The 16,427-nt window shown below is 74.0% G+C and carries 16 protein-coding genes and 1 pseudogene; 14 read left to right on the forward strand and 3 right to left on the reverse strand.

What is annotated here, in order from left to right; all coding sequences use genetic code 11:
- The first annotated feature begins 189 nt into the window (after nucleotides 1–189).
- The 4 genes from rpsF to rplI all read left to right on the forward strand — a co-directional run bounded on the left by rpsF (nucleotide 190) and on the right by rplI (nucleotide 1,964).
- Complete coding sequence (gene rpsF, locus ACYP53_RS08655) at nucleotides 190–480, forward strand: 30S ribosomal protein S6 (RefSeq protein WP_063348486.1); 291 nt, start codon at nucleotides 190–192, stop codon at nucleotides 478–480.
- Between the two features lie 96 nt (nucleotides 481–576).
- A complete protein-coding gene (locus ACYP53_RS08660) occupies nucleotides 577–1,185 on the forward strand; it encodes a single-stranded DNA-binding protein (RefSeq protein ID WP_189913254.1) in 609 nt (202 codons plus the stop codon).
- Nucleotides 1,186–1,263: 78 nt separating this feature from the next.
- Nucleotides 1,264–1,500, forward strand: coding sequence for a 30S ribosomal protein S18 (gene rpsR, locus ACYP53_RS08665; protein WP_030059640.1), 237 nt, complete (start codon nucleotides 1,264–1,266; stop codon nucleotides 1,498–1,500).
- 17 nt (nucleotides 1,501–1,517) lie between these two features.
- Nucleotides 1,518–1,964: a 50S ribosomal protein L9 gene (rplI, locus tag ACYP53_RS08670; RefSeq protein ID WP_189913253.1), complete on the forward strand. Its 447-nt coding sequence runs from the start codon at nucleotides 1,518–1,520 to the stop codon at nucleotides 1,962–1,964.
- 115 nt (nucleotides 1,965–2,079) lie between these two features.
- On the opposite strand, the gene ACYP53_RS08675 is transcribed toward rplI, so the two are convergent.
- Nucleotides 2,080–3,420 (reverse strand): MATE family efflux transporter, encoded by a 1,341-nt coding sequence (locus ACYP53_RS08675; protein ID WP_189913252.1) that lies wholly within the window; start codon nucleotides 3,418–3,420, stop codon nucleotides 2,080–2,082.
- Nucleotides 3,421–3,872: 452 nt separating this feature from the next.
- Here ACYP53_RS08675 and dnaB point away from each other — a divergent pair, with 452 nt between their 5' ends.
- Complete coding sequence (gene dnaB / locus ACYP53_RS08680; protein WP_189913251.1) at nucleotides 3,873–5,495, forward strand: replicative DNA helicase; 1,623 nt, start codon at nucleotides 3,873–3,875, stop codon at nucleotides 5,493–5,495.
- 76 nt (nucleotides 5,496–5,571) lie between these two features.
- Here the strand turns inward: dnaB and manA are convergent, their stop codons facing one another.
- Nucleotides 5,572–6,771 (reverse strand): mannose-6-phosphate isomerase, class I, encoded by a 1,200-nt coding sequence (gene manA / locus ACYP53_RS08685; RefSeq protein WP_459647071.1) that lies wholly within the window; start codon nucleotides 6,769–6,771, stop codon nucleotides 5,572–5,574.
- Between the two features lie 328 nt (nucleotides 6,772–7,099).
- On the opposite strand from manA, the gene ACYP53_RS08690 reads away from it, so the two are divergent.
- The gene (locus ACYP53_RS08690; protein ID WP_229928220.1) at nucleotides 7,100–7,864 is read left to right on the forward strand and encodes a polyprenol monophosphomannose synthase; all 765 of its coding nucleotides are present in this window, start codon (nucleotides 7,100–7,102) and stop codon (nucleotides 7,862–7,864) included.
- A 76-nt stretch (nucleotides 7,865–7,940) separates the two neighbouring features.
- Here ACYP53_RS08690 and ACYP53_RS08695 read toward each other — a convergent pair whose 3' ends face one another.
- Complete coding sequence (locus ACYP53_RS08695) at nucleotides 7,941–8,351, reverse strand: winged helix-turn-helix transcriptional regulator (RefSeq protein ID WP_189913249.1); 411 nt, start codon at nucleotides 8,349–8,351, stop codon at nucleotides 7,941–7,943.
- Nucleotides 8,352–8,458: 107 nt separating this feature from the next.
- Between ACYP53_RS08695 and ACYP53_RS08700 the strand changes: the two genes are divergently transcribed.
- The 8 genes and pseudogenes from ACYP53_RS08700 to ACYP53_RS08735 all read left to right on the forward strand — a co-directional run bounded on the left by ACYP53_RS08700 (nucleotide 8,459) and on the right by ACYP53_RS08735 (nucleotide 16,424).
- A complete protein-coding gene (locus ACYP53_RS08700) occupies nucleotides 8,459–9,106 on the forward strand; it encodes an FMN-dependent NADH-azoreductase (RefSeq protein WP_189913248.1) in 648 nt (215 codons plus the stop codon).
- Nucleotides 9,107–9,217: 111 nt separating this feature from the next.
- Nucleotides 9,218–10,177 carry an MBL fold metallo-hydrolase gene (locus tag ACYP53_RS08705; protein ID WP_189913247.1) on the forward strand — a complete coding sequence of 320 codons (960 nt, stop codon included), beginning with the start codon at nucleotides 9,218–9,220 and terminating at the stop codon, nucleotides 10,175–10,177.
- An 83-nt stretch (nucleotides 10,178–10,260) separates the two neighbouring features.
- Nucleotides 10,261–11,203 (forward strand): annotated as a pseudogene (locus ACYP53_RS08710) (NTP transferase domain-containing protein).
- Nucleotides 11,200–12,408, forward strand: coding sequence for a molybdopterin molybdotransferase MoeA (locus ACYP53_RS08715; protein WP_229928219.1), 1,209 nt, complete (start codon nucleotides 11,200–11,202; stop codon nucleotides 12,406–12,408). The pseudogene ACYP53_RS08710 and the gene ACYP53_RS08715 overlap by 4 nt, the downstream one beginning before the upstream one ends.
- 87 nt (nucleotides 12,409–12,495) lie before the next feature.
- A complete protein-coding gene (locus tag ACYP53_RS08720; protein WP_189913245.1) occupies nucleotides 12,496–13,542 on the forward strand; it encodes a potassium channel family protein in 1,047 nt (348 codons plus the stop codon).
- 63 nt (nucleotides 13,543–13,605) lie between these two features.
- Nucleotides 13,606–14,583 carry an NAD(P)H-quinone oxidoreductase gene (locus tag ACYP53_RS08725; protein ID WP_189913244.1) on the forward strand — a complete coding sequence of 326 codons (978 nt, stop codon included), beginning with the start codon at nucleotides 13,606–13,608 and terminating at the stop codon, nucleotides 14,581–14,583.
- Nucleotides 14,584–14,736: 153 nt separating this feature from the next.
- Nucleotides 14,737–15,543, forward strand: coding sequence for a hypothetical protein (locus ACYP53_RS08730; protein WP_459647072.1), 807 nt, complete (start codon nucleotides 14,737–14,739; stop codon nucleotides 15,541–15,543).
- A 266-nt stretch (nucleotides 15,544–15,809) separates the two neighbouring features.
- Nucleotides 15,810–16,424, forward strand: coding sequence for a bacterial proteasome activator family protein (locus ACYP53_RS08735; protein WP_229928218.1), 615 nt, complete (start codon nucleotides 15,810–15,812; stop codon nucleotides 16,422–16,424).
- Nucleotides 16,425–16,427: the final 3 nt, after the last annotated feature.

Consider the following 16,427-nt stretch of genomic DNA (forward strand, 5'->3'; position numbering starts at 1 on the left):
CACTGGTGTAGTTGTGCCCCCTTGCGCCCTCTTACGGGGCCGCCCCCCGATCGGGTGGTGCGGGGCCTGACTGTCGGACCCTGCCGCTACGGTGGGCCGGAGTCGTCACCGCACCGGTGCCGACGCTACGCACAACCCTCCTGCCACGGAGAGACCGTGGCCGCTGAGTCCAAAGGAGGTGGGTTACCCATGCGTCACTACGAGGTGATGGTCATCCTCGACCCCTCGGTCGAGGAGCGCGCTGTCTCCCCCCTGATCGAGAACTTCCTCACCGTCGTCCGCAACGCGGGCGGCAAGGTGGAGAAGGTCGACACCTGGGGTCGTCGCCGTCTGGCTTACGAGATCAACAAGCAGTCCGAGGGCATCTACTCGGTCATCGACCTCAAGGCCACGCCTGAGGTCGTCAAGGAGCTCGACCGCCAGATGGGCCTGAGCGAGTCGGTTCTGCGGACCAAGGTCCTGCGCCCGGACACCCACTGAGCCACCTCTGAGGCCTTCGGGTCTCGGGTAGCTCGCGACCGTTGTTTCACGTGAAACAGCGGTGAACGGACATCTTCCCGAGAGGTCATCACCACCATGGCAGGCGAGACCGTCATCACCCTCGTCGGCAATCTCGTCGACGACCCCGAGCTGCGCTTCACCCCGTCGGGTGCGGCGGTCGCGAAGTTCCGCATCGCGTCCACCCCCCGCACCTTCGACCGTCAGACGAACGAGTGGAAGGACGGCGAGAGCCTCTTCCTCACGTGCAACGTCTGGCGGCAGCCGGCGGAGAACGTGGCCGAGTCGCTGCAGCGCGGCATGCGCGTCATCGTGCAGGGCCGACTGCGCCAGCGGTCTTACGAGACCAAGGAAGGCGAGAAGCGGACGGTCTTCGAGGTCGAGGTCGACGAGGTCGGCCCGAGCCTGCGCTCGGCGACCGCCAAGGTCACCCGGGCCAACCGGTCCGGCGCTCCCGGCGGCGGCTTCGGCGGCCAGCAGGGCGGCGGCGGCCAGGGCGGCGGTGGCGGCAACTGGGGCGGCGGTGGCGGCCAGCAGGGCGGCAACTGGGGTGGAAACTCCGGCGGCCAGTCCGGCCCCTCCGAGGACCCCTGGGCCTCCAGCGCCCCGTCCGGTGGAAACCAGGGCGGCGGCTGGGGTGCCCCGTCCGGTGGTGGCAACGGCTACTCGGAAGAGCCCCCGTTCTAAGAGCTGACAGATTTCGTGCGGCCCGGCCGCGGCGTCCCCGGACGCCCGCCGGGCCGTGAACCCCAAATGGAGCACACAATGGCGAAGCCGCCTGCTCGCAAGCCGAAGAAGAAGGTTTGCGTCTTCTGCAAGGACAAGGTCAACTACGTTGACTACAAGGACACGAACCTGCTGCGGAAGTACATCTCCGACCGCGGCAAGATCCGTGCCCGCCGGGTCACCGGCAACTGCACCCAGCACCAGCGTGACGTCGCCACGGCCGTGAAGAACAGCCGTGAGATGGCGCTGCTGCCCTACACCAGCACCGCGCGCTAAGAGAGGGTGACCAAGTAATGAAGATCATCCTCACGCACGAGGTGCCGGGTCTCGGCTCCGCCGGCGAGGTCGTCGAGGTCAAGGACGGCTACGCCCGCAACTTCCTGGTCCCGCGTGGCTTCGCCATCCGCTGGACCAAGGGTGGTCAGAAGGACGTCGACGCCATCCGTCGCGCCCGGAAGATCCACGCCATCCAGACCCTCGAGGCCGCCAACGAGGTCAAGGGTCAGCTCGAGGGCGTCCAGGTCAAGCTGGCCGTCCGCTCGGGTGACGCCGGCCGTCTGTTCGGCTCGGTGACCCAGGCCGACGTCGTCGCCGCCATCAAGGCCGCCGGCGGCCCGGCGGTCGACAAGCGCGCCGTCGCGATCGCCTCGCCGATCAAGACCGTGGGCACCCACAAGGTCTCGGTCAAGCTGCACTCCGACGTCCAGGCCAACCTGGACATCGCGGTCGTCGCTGCCTGAGTTCCGTAGCAGTGGCCTGAGGGCCGGGCTCCTCCGGGAGCCCGGCCCTCGGTCTTTTCCGGCGCGGTCCGTCTTTCCAGGCGCCGTCCGCCTCCCCCCCCCCGGGGGGGCGGGGCTACCCGCGCACGGCCCCGGTGACCAGCCACTTGCCGCCGCGGGCGCGTCCGACCAGGAAGGCGGCGCGGACCAGCATGAAGAGGTTCATCGCCCACCAGAGCCCGGCCAGCCCGGCGCCGGTGGCCGGCACCGCGAAGGCCGCCGGGGCGAACACCGCCAGGGTCGCGAGCGCCGCCCAGGCCAGGTACGGGCCGTCCCCGGCACCCATCAGCACCCCGTCCAGCACGAAGACCAGGCCGGAGACCGGCTGGCTGAGCGCGAGCAGCAGCAGGGCGGTGTCCAGCTGGGCCCGCACGGCCGGATCGGGCGTGAACAGCGGGACGTACAGCGGGCGGGCGGCGACCACCAGCAGGCCGAGCACCACCCCCGAGCCGATTCCCCACTGGACCATCCGCCGGGTGGCGGCCCTGGCGCCCGGGACGTCCGAGGCGCCCAGGTAGCGGCCGATGATGGCCTGGCCGGCGATCGCGATGGCGTCCAGTGCGAAGGCCAGGAAGCTGAACAGCGTCATGGTGATCTGGTGCGCGGCGACCTGGTCGTCGCCCAGCCGGGCGGCCACCGCGGTGGCGATCATCAGCACCGCGCGCAGGCTGATCGTCCGGACCAGCAGCGGGCCGCCGGCCCTGGCGCAGGCCCGGATGCCCGTCGCGTCCGGCCGCAGCGAGGCCCGCTCCCGGCGGGCGCCGCGGACCACCACGACCAGGTAGACGGCGGCCATCCCGGTCTGCGCGAGCACGGTGCCCCAGGCCGAGCCGGCCACCCCGAGCCCGGCGCCGTACACCAGACCGACGTTCAGGCCGATGTTGGCGGTGAAGCCCGCGACGGCCACCAGCAGGGGCGTACGGGTGTCCTGGAGGCCGCGCAGCACGCCGGTGGCGGCCAGCACCATCAGCATCGCCGGGATGCCCAGGGCGCTGATCCGCAGGTACGTCACCGCGTAGGGCGCGGCGGTCGGCGAGGCGCCCAGCAGGTCGGCCACCAGGGGTGCCGCCAGCAGGGTCAGCAGGACCACCGGGACGGCCAGGCCGAGGGCGAGCCAGATGCCGTCGACGCCCTGCTGCACGGCGCCCCGGCGGTCCCCGGCGCCGATCCGGCGGGCGACCGCCGCGGTGGTGGCGTAGGCGAGGAAGACGAAGACGCCGGTCGCGGTGGTGAGCGCGGCGGAGGCGACGCCGACCCCGGCCAGCTGGGGGGTGCCGAGGTGGCCGACGATCGCCGAGTCGGCCATCAGGAAGAGGGGTTCGGCGACCAGTGCGCCGAAGGCCGGGACGGCCAGGGAGAGGATCTCCCGGTCGTGCCGGCGCCCGGCGCGGGCGGGGGTCGGGGGCGAGGCGGTCATGGGCTCCAGGCTACTCATCCACAGGTAATGGACGTAAGAGGCCTGTGCCTGTTACTCGAAATCTTGAGCGACGCCGTTCGCCCGCTCCGTGCCCACAGCCGTTCGGAGGTGTGTGAAGAATTTCTCATGCACAGGCCCTCAAAGAGGTAATGCCAGGTCAGCAGGTTGACGGTGGATCGATCGTCCGGTTATCCACAGGGGCGTCCACAGGGGTGTCCACAGCTTTGCGGCAGTTCTCCACAGGCCGGGGCCGTTCATCCACACCCCCTGTGGATAACCGCCTTGGCGGGAGGGCGTCCGGCGCCTTAGCGTGGGCCGTCCGCCCGACACTCCCAGCGCCCCGGCGTCCGATTTGTCGGAGCCGTGGCGTACAAAGAGGAGCGGATCCGCTCCACCCAGCCACCGGCAAGGCAAGCTCCAAACTCGCACCACTCGCTGATCGGGGAACACGCGTGACCGGCCCCCAGTACGACGACCACGACGCCCCGCCGCCGGAGGAGGACTGGCAGCCCGCCGAGGACCCCTTCCCGGCCGGCGCCTTCGACGACGCGCCCTTCCCGGACGGCCCCGGTGACCGGCTCCCGGTCTCCCGCGGCCGCGGCGGTCAGGGCGGCAAGGACGGCAAGGGCGGCGGTGGCCGCGACGGCTTCCAGAAGGGTGGCAAGGGCGGCCGGAACGGCTCCGGGGACGGCCAGCGGGACGGCGGCTGGCAGCGCAGGGGCGAGGGCGACGGCGAGGGCGGCGCGGACGGCTTCGAGCGGGTCCCCCCGCAGGACCTCGCGGCCGAGCAGTCCGTCCTCGGCGGCATGCTGCTCTCCAAGGACGCCATCGCCGACGTCGTCGAGGTGCTCAAGCCGGCCGACTACTACCGGCCCGCGCACGAGATGGTCCACGGCGCGATCCTCGACCTGTACGCCCGGGGCGAGCCGGCCGACCCGATCACCGTGGCCGGCGAGCTGACCAAGCGCGGCGAGCTCCAGCGGGTCGGCGGCGCCTCCTACCTGCACACCCTGGTCAACTCCGTCCCGACCGCGGCCAACGCCGAGTACTACGCCCAGATCGTCCACGAGCGCGCCGTGCTGCGCCGCCTGGTCGAGGCGGGCACCCGGATCGCCGGCATGGGCTACGCCGCCGAGGGCGACGTGGACGAGATCGTCAACGCCGCCCAGGCGGAGATCTACGCCGTCACCGAGCAGCGCACCAACGAGGACTACGCGCCGCTCGCCGACATCATGGAGGGCGCCCTCGACGAGATCGAGGCGATCGGCTCCCGCAACGGCCAGATGTCCGGCGTCCCGACCGGCTTCGCCGACTTCGACGCGCTCACCAACGGCCTGCACCCCGGCCAGATGATCGTCATCGCCGCCCGTCCCGCGATGGGCAAGTCCACCCTCGCGCTGGACTTCGCGCGGGCCTGCTCGATCCACCACAAGCTGCCGAGCGTGATCTTCTCGCTCGAAATGGGGCGCAACGAGATCGCCATGCGTCTGCTCTCCGCCGAGGCCCGGGTCGCGCTGCACCACATGCGCTCCGGGAACATGACGGACGACGACTGGACCCGGGTCGCCCGCCGGATGCCCGACGTCAGCGAGGCGCCGCTGTTCATCGACGACTCGCCGAACCTGTCGATGATGGAGATCCGCGCCAAGTGCCGTCGGCTCAAGCAGCGCAACGACATCAAGCTGGTCGTCATCGACTACCTCCAGCTGATGCAGTCCGGCGGCTCCCGCCGGGCCGAGAACCGTCAGCAGGAGGTCTCGGACATGTCCCGTAACCTCAAGCTGCTGGCCAAGGAGCTGGAAGTGCCGGTCATCGCGCTCTCCCAGCTGAACCGTGGCCCCGAGCAGCGCACCGACAAGCGGCCGATGGTCTCCGACCTGCGCGAGTCCGGCTCGATCGAGCAGGACGCCGACATGGTCATCCTGCTGCACCGCGAGGACGCCTACGAGAAGGAGTCCCCGCGCGCGGGCGAGGCCGACCTGATCGTCGCCAAGCACCGTAACGGTCCGACCGCGACCATCACGGTGGCCTTCCAGGGCCACTACTCGCGCTTCGTCGACATGACCCGGGACTGACCCCGTCGGCCGCCCGCGCGGCCGCCCCCGTCGGGGGTCGGACGGCGCGATCGGACGGCGCGGTCGGACGGGGCGGTCAGACGGTGACGGTGGCCCGGAAGAGCGTGGCGCCGGTGCCGGAGAGCCGGGTCGGGGCGCCGGTGGCGGGGAGGAAGGCGGACTGGCCGCGGGCGAGGTCCAGGACGGTGCCGTCGGCCGCGGTCAGCCGGGCGGAGCCCTCGGTGCAGAGCAGGATCTGCGGGGTGCGGCCGTCGACCGCGCGCTCGACGCCGTCCAGGGTGAAGCGGGACAGCCGGAACTCGTCGATCGGGACGGGGTAGAGCTCCTCGCCCGGGGTGGCGTCCACCGGGACGGGGGCCTGCACCCCGGGGGCGGCGGACTCGAAGAGCACGACCTCCAGCAGCTCCGGCACGTCGATGTGCTTCGGGGTGAGGCCGGCCCGCAGCACGTTGTCGGAGTTGGACTGCAGCTCGACGCAGACGCCGGACAGGTAGGCGTGCGGCACCCCGGCGCCCAGGTAGAGCGCCTCGCCGGCGCGCAGCTTGAAGCGGTTGAGCAGCATGCCGGCGATCAGGCCGCGGTCGTCCGGGAAGTCCTTGGCGATCCGGGCGTACGGGGCGTAGTACCAGTCCGGATCGCCGGTGTCGTGCTCGGCCAGCGCCGCGGCGGTCGCCCCGACGGTCTGCCGGGCGGTCTCGTCGTCCATGGTGAGGATCGCGGCCAGGGTGCCGCGCAGCGCCTCGGTCTCGTCCTCGACGCCCAGCAGGTCGATCAGCGGGTCCAGCTCGGGCAGTCCGAGCCGGGCCATCAGCTCGGCCGCCTCACCGGGCCGCCGGAAGCCGCAGAGGCCCTCGAACTCGCTGAGCGCGCAGACCATTTCGGGCTTGTGGTTGGCGTCGCGGTAGCTGCGCTCGGGGGCGTCCAGCGGGATGCCGAGGGCGTTCTCGGCGGCGAAGCCGGCGCGGGCCTGCGCGATCGTGGGGTGGGCCTGGAGCGACAGCGGGGTGCCCACGGCGAGGACCTTGAGGAGGAACGGCAGGGTCGGGCCGAACCGGGCCACGCTCGCGGCGCCCAGCTCGCCCTCGGGGTCGGCCGTGATCAGGTCGTCCAGCCGGCGCGGGCCCTCCCCGCGGTCGGCGCGGGACGGGTCGCCGGGGTGGGCGCCCATCCACAGCTCGGCCTGCGGTTCACCGGTCGGCTGCTGTCCGAGCAGCTCGGGCAGGGCCGTGAGCGACCCCCAGGCGTACGGGCGGACGGTGTTGACGAGCCTGTCCATGCGCGCGGTCCTACTCCTTCGCTGTCTGGCGGGTGTGCCGGATCGCCGGGGGCGGGCCCGGCGGTGCGGGCGGCCCGGGCACGGGCAAGGGCATCGACCCTAGCCGACCGGTGTCACCCACGGGGAAACGGTGGGCATCCGGTGGGAGTGCCATGGTCGGACCGGTGGTTCCCGGGCTCGGTAGTAGGATGCCAGGACGCAGTAGTCTCCGCCCTGCGCGCAGTTCCCCACCGTGGTCACCCCGTCGGAGGGCTGCCGGTGGAGCCGCGTTCCAGCGTGCGGGCGACGGTGTTCTGAGATTCCCCGCCATCGGCCGAGAGGTTTGTACGTGACCGTGAACCAGCAGAGTTTTGCTGATCTCGGCAGGGTCCTGGTGATCATCCCGACCTACAACGAGGCGGAGAACGTCGAGCGGATCGTCGGCCGGGTCCGTGCCGCGGTGCCCGAGGCCCACGTGCTGGTCGCCGACGACAACAGCCCCGACGGCACCGGCGACCTGGCCGACAAGCTGGCCGTCGAGGACGCCCACGTGCACGTCATGCACCGCAAGGGCAAGGAGGGCCTGGGCGCCGCCTACCTCGCGGGCTTCCGCTGGGGCATCGACAACGGCTACGACGTCCTGGTCGAGATGGACGCCGACGGCTCGCACCAGCCCGAGGAACTGGACCGGCTGCTGGGTGCGCTGCGCGGCGCCGACCTGGTGCTGGGCTCGCGCTGGGTGCCGGGCGGCCGGGTGGTGAACTGGCCGAAGTCGCGCCTGCTGCTCTCGCGCGGCGGCTCGACCTACTCGCGGCTGATGCTGGGCGTGCCGATCAAGGACGTCACCGGCGGCTACCGGGCGTTCCGCAAGGAGACCCTGCTGGGCCTGGGCATGGACGAGGTCGCCTCGGCCGGGTACTGCTTCCAGGTCGACCTGGCCTGGCGCACGGTGAAGGCCGGGTTCAAGGTCGCCGAGGTGCCGATCACCTTCGTCGAGCGCGAGCTGGGCGCGTCCAAGATGAGCCGCAGCATCGTGGTCGAGGCGCTGTGGCGGGTGACCTCGTGGGGTCTGTCCGACCGGCTGGCCCGGCTGCGCGGCGCGAAGCAGCGCTGAATTCGCTTGTGGTGAAGGGCCCGTCCGCTGGTGACAGCGGGCGGGCCCTTTCGCATGCCGGGAGGCGTTTCCGGGCTCAGCAGCCGCCGCTCTTGAGGGCGCTCTCCGGAAGGTAGCGGTCGGCCCAGACGGCCAGTTCGTTCAGCGCGGGCTTGAGCGCGACGCCGCCCTCGGTGAGCCGGTAGCTGACCCGCAGCGGCGGGCCGGCGTCGACCTCGCGGACCACCATCCCGGCCTCGGCCAGCTCGGTGAGCCGGTCGGAGAGCATCCGCTCGCTGATGCCCGGGACGGCGCGGCGCAGCTCGGAGAAGTAGGCCTGGCCGCCGTTGTTGAGCACGGCCAGCAGCATGCCGGTCCAGCGCTTGCCGAGCAGGGTGAACACCCGGCCGAGGGCCAGGTCGGTGTTCTGGCACGGGTTCTGGGCCCCGGCGGCGCACGCGTCGAGGGCGTTCGGGGCTCCGTCGGTCACTACCTCGTGCTGGGCCATGGATCCAGCGTACTAGACCGGTCACTAGTGACTGCAGAAAAGTAAGCTGCTACGGTACTTTCAGTTGCAGCGAAAACAGCAGCTACTAATCCTCCGGAGGTCCCGCCATGCCCACGCTCCTGCACATCGACTCCTCCGCGGTCACCGACGGCTCCGTCTCCCGCGAGGTCACCGCCGCCTACCGGGCCGCCTGGCAGGCCGAGCACCCCGAGGGCACGGTGATCTACCGCGACCTCGCCACCGACCCGATCCCGCACCTGGACGCGCACGGCATCGCCGCCGGCTTCGCCCCCGCCGAGGCGCACAGCGCCGAACAGGCCGCCGCCTTCGTGCTGCGCGAGGAGCTGATGGCCGAGCTGGAGACCGCCGACGCGGTGCTGATCGGCGCCCCGATGTACAACTTCACGATCCCGTCGACCCTCAAGGCCTGGCTGGACCAGGTGATCCTGATGGGCCGCACCGCCGGCGAGGCGCCGTCCGCCAAGGGCACCCCGGTCACCGTGGTCGCCTCCCGCGGCGGCTCGTACGCGCCCGGCGCCCCGCGCGAGCCGTTCGAGTTCGTCACCACCTACCTGGAGAAGGTGCTGGCCGGCGGACTCGGGCTGGAGGTCGACTTCATCGTCCCGGAGCTCACCCTCGCGGCGAGCGTCCCGGCGCTGGCCGAGTTCATCCCGAACGCCGCCGAGTCCAAGGCCCGGGCCCTGGAGCAGGCCGCCCAGCGGGCCAAGGAGATCGCCGCCCGGGTCGCGGTGTGACCTGAGCCGGAAGGCGCGCCCCGCCGGGCGCGCCTTCCGCGCAATCGGGCGCCGGTGCTCCCATGCTGTAGGGCGCAGGAAGACCGACCGCCTACCAGAGGGAGCAAGCCCGTGACGTCGTCCCCGCCCGAGGAGAGCGCCGGCGCGGAGCGAGTGGACGGCTCACCGGCCGCCGTCCCGGAGGGCGAACGCCCCGCCCGGCCGCTGGAGGTCGCCGTCTTCACCGGCCCCGAGTCGGCCTTCTTCGCCACCTCCGCGCTGATCCTCGGCGAGCGGACCGCCATCCTGGTGGACGCCCAGCTCACCCGCAGCGCCGGGCGCGAACTCGCCGAATGGGTCGCGGGCAAGGGCCGCCGGCTGCTCGCCATCGTGGTCACCCACCAGCACCCCGACCACTACTTCGGCGCCGAGGAGGTGCTGAAGCTCTTCCCCGACGCCCAGCTGCTCGCCGCGCCCGCCGTGGTCGAGGGCATCCGGCGCACCGCCGCCGCCAAGGTCGCGCAGTGGAAGCCGGTGTACGGCGACGACATCCCGGACCACCCGCTGATCCCCGCCCCGCTGCTGCCCCAGCCGCTCATGCTGGACCGCCAGGTGATCCCCGTCCTGCTGCTCGGCCAGGCCGACTGCGGGAACTCCACCGTCGTCCACGTGCCGAGCAGCCGGACCGTGATCGCCGGGGACTTCGCCTACAACGGCTGCCACGTCTGGACGGCCGACACCACCCCCGCCCAGCGCACCACCTGGGGGCACAACCTCGGCCGGATCGCCGACCTCGGCGCGGACCGGGTGATCGCCGGGCACCGGGCCCCCGGGCAGGGCGACGACGCCGCCCGGGTGCTCGCCTTCACCGGCGAGTACCTGCGGGACTTCGACCGGGCGCTGGCCCGGCACCGTGACGACCCGGAAGCGCTGGTCACCGCCATGAACGAGCGGTACGGCGAGCTGACCCTGCCGGCCATCCTCGAACTCGGCGCGGCGGCCAACACCGCCCGGGCGGCGGCGGAGGGGGAGGACACCGTCGAGGCGGAGATCATCGACGCGGAGATCGTCGAGGACGACCAGGACGAGTAGTTCCCGCGGGCTCGGCCCTGCGGAGAGGTTCTGCGGTGTGGCCACCCGGCGGGCTCCGCCGTGCCAGGGACGATACTGGCCGCATGACGCCGTACGACGTGATCGTCCCGGCGGGCGGGGCCGCACGGCGCCTCGGCGGGGCCGACAAGCCCGGACTGACCGTCGGCGAGACGACCCTGCTCGACCGGGTGCTCGCCGCCTGCGCGGACGCCCGCACCACCGTCGTGGTCGGCCCGGCCCGGCCGACCACCCGCACCGGGGTGCGCTGGACCAGGGAGCAGCCGCCCGGCGGCGGACCGGTCGCCGCCGTCGCGGCCGGGCTCGACCTCGTCACCGCGGACACCGTGCTGCTGCTCGCCGCCGACCTGCCGTTCCTGGACCGGCGGACGGTACGGCGGCTCGCCGCCGCCTTGGAGGAGGCCGGGCCGGCCGTGGACGCCGCCGTCCTGGTCGACGCCGGCGGGCGCGACCAGCCGCTCGCCGCCGCCTACCGCACCGCCCCGCTGCGCGCCGCGCTCACCGCCCTCGGCGACCCGGCCGGGCAGCCGCTGCGCCGCCTGGTCGGCGCACTGGCGCGGCTGCGGGTCGCCGACACCGACAACGTCGCGTACGACTGCGACACCTGGGAGGACCTGGAACAGGCCCGGGAGCGCGACCGGGGTTGACCCTCACCGCAGCCGCCACCGGCCCGTGAGGGAAACGACGCGCCCCGCACACGGGGTGAACACCCCCGGGAAACCGCCGATCAGGCAGCATGGGCGCATGGAGCGCACGCTGGATGACTGGATCGCCGAGGCCAAGGCCGAGCTGGGCATCGACCTGGACGTCGACGTCCGAGGTCTGCTCGACCTGGCCCGGGTGGTCGCGCACGGAGTGGCCCGGCCGGCCGCTCCGCTGACCGCCTTCCTGATCGGCTACGCCGCGGCCCAGCAGGGCGGCGGGCCGGAGGCGGTCGCCGAGGCCTCCCGGCGGACCGAGGCCCTCGCCGAGCGGTGGGTCGCCGCCGACCGGCCGGGCGAGCAGTGAGCGCGGTCGGGCAGACCACCGTGGCCGCCCCGTCCACCGGCCCCGCCGTGGAGACCTGGCCCCGGGCCCGCGAGACCGCGCGCCGGGCCGGACTGCGCCCGCTGCCCGGGACCGGGCTGCCACTGGCCGAAGCGCTCGGGCACACCCTCGCCGAGCCGCTCGCCGCGCTGACCGACCTGCCCGCCTTCGACACCTCCGCGATGGACGGCTGGGCGGTCGCCGGGCCCGGCCCGTGGCGGGTCGCCGGCCGGGTGCTGGCCGGACCGGACGAACCGGCGCCGCTGGCCGACGGCGGCGCCGTGGAGATCGCCACCGGCGCCCGGCTGCCCTCCGGCGCCACCGCCGTCCTGCGCCGCGAGCACGGCCGGACGGACGGCGCGCTGCTCCACGAACACGGGCCCGACCGGTTGACCACCGGCCAGGACGTCCGGCCGCGCGGCCAGGAGTGCCGCCGGGGCGAGGAGTTGCTGCCGGCCGGCACCCCGGTCGGACCGGCCGTGCTCGGCCTGGCCGCCGCCTGCGGCCACGACCGGCTGCTCGTCCGCCGCCGCCCGGTGGTCCAACTGCTCGTCCTGGGCGACGAGTTGCTGGACTCCGGGATCCCCGGCCCGGGCCTGGTCCGGGACGCGCTCGGGCCGCTGCTGCCGCACTGGCTGCGGGCCGCCGGCGCCGAGGTCGGCGAAGTGCGGTACGTGCGCGACGACTTCGGGCTGCTCCGGGACGCGCTGCGGCACTCCACCGCCGACATCGTGGTCACCACCGGCGGGACGGCCGCCGGGCCGGTCGACCACCTGCACCGGGCGCTCGCCGAGGCCGGCGCCCGGCTGCTGGTGGACGGCGTGGCCGTCCGGCCCGGACACCCCATGCTGCTGGCCGAACTCCCCGGCGGGCGCCACCTCGTCGGTCTGCCGGGCAACCCGCTGGCCGCCGTCGCCGGGACGGTCACGCTCGCCCTGCCGCTGCTGCACGCCCGCAGCGGGCGGACCGTCGGCGCCCCCGTCCTCGCACCCGCCGCGGCCGCGCTGCCCGGGCACCCGGCGGACACCCGGCTGCAGCCCGTCCGGCGCACCGCCGGGGGCGTCGTGCCGCTCGCCTTCGACGGGCCCGCGATGCTGCGCGGCCTCGCCCGGGCCGACGCCCTGGCCGTGGTCCCGCCCGGCGGGGCGGCGGCGGGGGAGACGGTCGAGCTGCTGGAGGTGCCGTGAGCGAGCGGGGTGGGGGAGCCGTCGAGGGGTGCGTTTCCGGCGGGGTGGGCATGTGAGCGAGCGGAGCGTGTGCGGCGAGGTGGACGCATGAGTCGGATGCGACGGGCCGGGGCGACCGGGGCGGATCCGTGGTCGGACGGCGGGATCGTGCTGCCCGCCCGCCGGGCCGCGCCCGCCGTGCGGCAGGTCGGCTCGCGGCTGCTGGTGGCGCTCGCCGTCCTGGTCGCCACCACGCTGATCGTCTACCTCGACCGGGACGGCTACAACGACAACGCCGGGGGCGGGGTCAGCTTCCTCGACGCGGCGTACTACGCCACCGTGACGCTCTCCACCACCGGGTACGGCGACATCACGCCGTTCAGCGACGGCGCCCGGATCACCAACATCTTCGTGATCACCCCGCTGCGCGTGGTGTTCCTGATCATCCTGGTCGGCACCACGCTGGAGGTGCTCACCGAACGGACCCGCCTGCAATGGCGGTTGAACCGCTGGAGGTCCACCGTGCACGAGCACACCGTCGTCATCGGGTACGGGACGAAGGGCCGCAGCGCCGTCGACACCCTGCTCGGGCAGGGGGTGAAGAAGGAGGAGATCGTCGTCGTCGACCCGCAGCGCAAGGTGATCGACCAGGCCGCGCAGCAGGGCCTGGTCGGGGTGGTCGGCGACGCCACCCGCACCGACACGCTGGTGCGGGCCGCCCTGCCCGCGGCGGCCCGGGTGGTGGTCGCGCCCGAGCGGGACGACACCGCCGTGCTGATCACCTTGACGGCGCGCCAGCTGAACAAGGGCGCCACCGTGGTCGCCGCCGTACGGGAGGACGAGAACGCCCCGCTGCTGCGGCAGAGCGGTGCCGACGTGGTGGTCACCAGCTCCAGCTCGGCCGGGCGGCTGCTCGGGATGTCGATGCTCAGCCCGCACGCCGGCGCGGTGATGGAGGACCTGCTGACGTACGGCAACGGGCTGGACGTGGTGGAGCGTCCGGTCACCCGGGCCGAGGCCGGGCACAGCCCGCGCGAGTGCGCGGACCTGGTGGTCGCGGTGGTCCGCGGCCGGCGGGTGCTCAACTACACCGAGCCGGAGGCCGCCGTGCTGCAGCTCACCGACCGGGTGATCGTCATCAAGGCGGCCGGCTGACCGGACGGCCGGACCGTGCGGGCGCTGCCCGCGAACCGCCCTGACGCGCAGTAGGTTCGGGGCATGCATGCGATGACGATTCCCGTACCCGGTGGTCCCGAGGCACTGGTGTGGGCCGAGGTGCCCGACCCCGTGCCCGCCGACGGCGAGGTCCTGGTCGAGGTGACGGCCACCGCCGTCAACCGCGCCGACCTGCTCCAGCGGCAGGGCTTCTACAACCCGCCGCCCGGCGCCTCGCCCTACCCCGGGCTGGAGTGCGCCGGGCGGATCGTCGCGCTCGGGGCCGGGGTGTCCGGCTGGGCGGTCGGCGACGAGGTGTGCGCGCTGCTGTCGGGCGGCGGCTACGCCCAGCGGGTCGCGGTGCCGAGCGGGCAGCTGCTGCCGGTGCCCGCGGGGCTGAGCCCGGAGCAGGCCGCGGCGCTGCCGGAGGTCGCCTGCACGGTGTGGTCCAACGTCTTCCTCACCGCGCACCTGCGGCCCGGCGAGACCGTGCTGCTGCACGGCGGCGCGAGCGGCATCGGGACGATGGCGATCCAGCTGGCCAAGGCGGTCGGCGCGCGGGTCGCGGTCACCGCGGGCAGTGCCGAGAAGCTGGCGCGGTGCACCGAGCTGGGGGCGGACATCGTGATCGACTACCGCCGGCAGGACTTCGTCGAGGCGCTCCGCGAGGCCACCGGCGGGGCCGGGGCGGACGTGATCCTGGACATCATGGGCGCCAAGTACCTGCAGCGGAACGTGGACGCGCTGGCGGTCAACGGGCGGCTGGTGATCATCGGGCTGCAGGGCGGGGTGAAGGGCGAGCTGGACCTCAACGCGCTGCTGCGCAAGCGGGCGGCGGTGATCGCCACCAACCTGCGCGGGCGGCCGCTGGCGGAGAAGGCGGCGATCGTGGCGGCGGTGCGGGAGCACGTGTGGCCGCTGGTCGAGTCCGGGGTGGTGAAGCCGGTGGTGGACCGGGTGCTGCCGCTGACCGACGCGGGGGAGGGGCACCGGGTGCTGGAGGCCGGCGAGCAGGTCGGCAAGGTCGTCCTGCGGGCCTGATCGCCGGGCCGGCCCGAGGGGCGGCGCGGTGCGGCGACCGACCGGGTACGTGTCCGAAATGCCTGGATTGTCGGGCCGTGCGACGCTGGTCCGGAGCTGTCCCGCCGCCGACCCCGCCCCCGGGCGCGGGCGGCCGTCGGAAGGACTCCGACCGTGGCCGCATCGCCGCACGCACGCCTCGGGCCGCTGCCCCGGGAGCCGCACCGCCGTCGTACCCGTCGCCACCCGTCCGCCCGCCACCCGCACCCGGGCCGCGCCCAGCGGCTGTTCGCGGCGGCCGTGCTGGGGCTCGCGCTCCCGCTGGCCGCCGCGTCGGCGGCGGCGGCGATGCCCTCGCCCTCGGCGGGGGTCTCGCCCGCTCCCTTCCCCACACCCGCTCCCTTCCCCTCGCCTGCTCCGCCCTCCGCGCCGACGCCCGGCGTCGGGCCGGGCGCGACGGGCGCGGCGGGCGCGGCGGGCGCGGCGAGTACGGGGGGCGCCGCGAGCCCGGCCGGTGCGGAGGAGGCCCCGGCGCACCCGGCCGCGCCCACCCCGGCGGCCGCGCCGCCGCTGCGCCCCGGCCCGCGGTCGCACCAGGACGGCGACTTCCCCCGGGCCCACCGGCACCGCCCGGCGTTGCTGCCGGAGCGTTCCGACGCCGCCGTGGAGCAGGCGCCGGAGCGGGCCCCGGACCAGGCGCCGGAGCAGGCGCCGGAGCAGGCCGTCGACCAGGCGTCCGAGCAGGCCCCGGACCGGGCTGTCGAGAGCGACCCGGACGCCCAGGACCAGGCCGCCGGCGGCGACGCCGTCGCACCGGACGCGGTCACGGCGGCCGCCGGGCCCGTCACGGCCGTCACCGTCCCGATCGTCCTGCCGGCCCGCTGGCAGGACGCCTCCACGACCCAGCTCCCGCTGGGCGCCGGCCTGGGCCTGATCGGCTGCGGCCTGGGGCTGGTCGGCCTGCGGCTGCGGAGGCGCTGAGTCGACGGTGCGGCTGGGCGACGGGGAGTGTGTGACCGGTTCCCCAGGGTGACCGACCGGGTCGCCGGCGCCGTCGGCGGCGGGTGGTGGGGGTGGAGGTTCGGTGCGGGTTCCGTGGGGCGGTCGGCGCGCCCGGCACGGGATCTGAGTACCCGTACGGATTCCCGCGCGGCGCTCGGGGGCGTACCTTCGTGACGGGTGGCGCAGGCCGGCGGGACGAACGGGGGCTTCCGCCCGACCAACCCCAGTGAGAGAGAATGTTGTTCATGACGAATCCGATGAACGAGCGCTCGTCGCGGGAGCCCTACCAGGCCGCCGGCGGGCAGCCGCAGGACGGCCAGAAGGTGCTGATCGTCGGACCGGACGGGCTGCCGGTGGGCCAGGGTTTCGCCGGCCCGATGGGGGACTCGGACGACGACGGCGACATGCCGCGTGAGCTCCCGGTGACCGAGATGGTCGAGCAGCCCGCCAAGGTCATGCGCATCGGCAGCATGATCAAGCAGCTGTTGGAGGAGGTCCGGGCGGCGCCCCTCGACGAGGCGAGCCGGGTCCGGCTGAAGGACATCCACGCGAGCTCGATCAAGGAGCTCGAACTCGGCCTGGCCCCGGAGCTGGTCGCCGAGCTGGAGCGGCTGTCGCTGCCGTTCACCGAGGACACCATCCCGACCGAGGCCGAGCTGCGGATCGCCCAGGCCCAGCTGGTCGGCTGGCTGGAGGGCCTGTTCCACGGCATCCAGACCGCGCTGTTCGCCCAGCAGATGGCGGCGCGGGCCCAGCTGGAGCAGATGCGGCGGGCGCTGCCGCCGGGCCTGCACGGCGGCGACCCGGACGAGGACGAGCCGGGCCAGGGCCGCGGCATCCGCTCCGGCCCGTACCTGTAGCCG

It is taken from the genome of Kitasatospora sp. Ki12 (assembly GCF_054601375.1).

Bases quoted from the DNA above. Each gene is read 5' to 3' on its own strand.
- ACYP53_RS08725 (WP_189913244.1), top strand. From the start codon at position 13,606: ATGCATGCGATGACGATTCCCGTACCCGGTGGTCCCGAGGCACTGGTG.
- ACYP53_RS08720 (WP_189913245.1), top strand. From the start codon at position 12,496: ATGAGTCGGATGCGACGGGCCGGGGCGACCGGGGCGGATCCGTGGTCG.
- ACYP53_RS08675 (WP_189913252.1), bottom strand. From the start codon at position 3,420: ATGACCGCCTCGCCCCCGACCCCCGCCCGCGCCGGGCGCCGGCACGAC.
- manA (WP_459647071.1), bottom strand. From the start codon at position 6,771: ATGGACAGGCTCGTCAACACCGTCCGCCCGTACGCCTGGGGGTCGCTC.
- rpsF (WP_063348486.1), top strand. From the start codon at position 190: ATGCGTCACTACGAGGTGATGGTCATCCTCGACCCCTCGGTCGAGGAG.
- ACYP53_RS08660 (WP_189913254.1), top strand. From the start codon at position 577: ATGGCAGGCGAGACCGTCATCACCCTCGTCGGCAATCTCGTCGACGAC.
- rpsR (WP_030059640.1), top strand. From the start codon at position 1,264: ATGGCGAAGCCGCCTGCTCGCAAGCCGAAGAAGAAGGTTTGCGTCTTC.
- ACYP53_RS08695 (WP_189913249.1), bottom strand. From the start codon at position 8,351: ATGGCCCAGCACGAGGTAGTGACCGACGGAGCCCCGAACGCCCTCGAC.
- ACYP53_RS08735 (WP_229928218.1), top strand. From the start codon at position 15,810: ATGACGAATCCGATGAACGAGCGCTCGTCGCGGGAGCCCTACCAGGCC.
- rplI (WP_189913253.1), top strand. From the start codon at position 1,518: ATGAAGATCATCCTCACGCACGAGGTGCCGGGTCTCGGCTCCGCCGGC.
- ACYP53_RS08700 (WP_189913248.1), top strand. From the start codon at position 8,459: ATGCCCACGCTCCTGCACATCGACTCCTCCGCGGTCACCGACGGCTCC.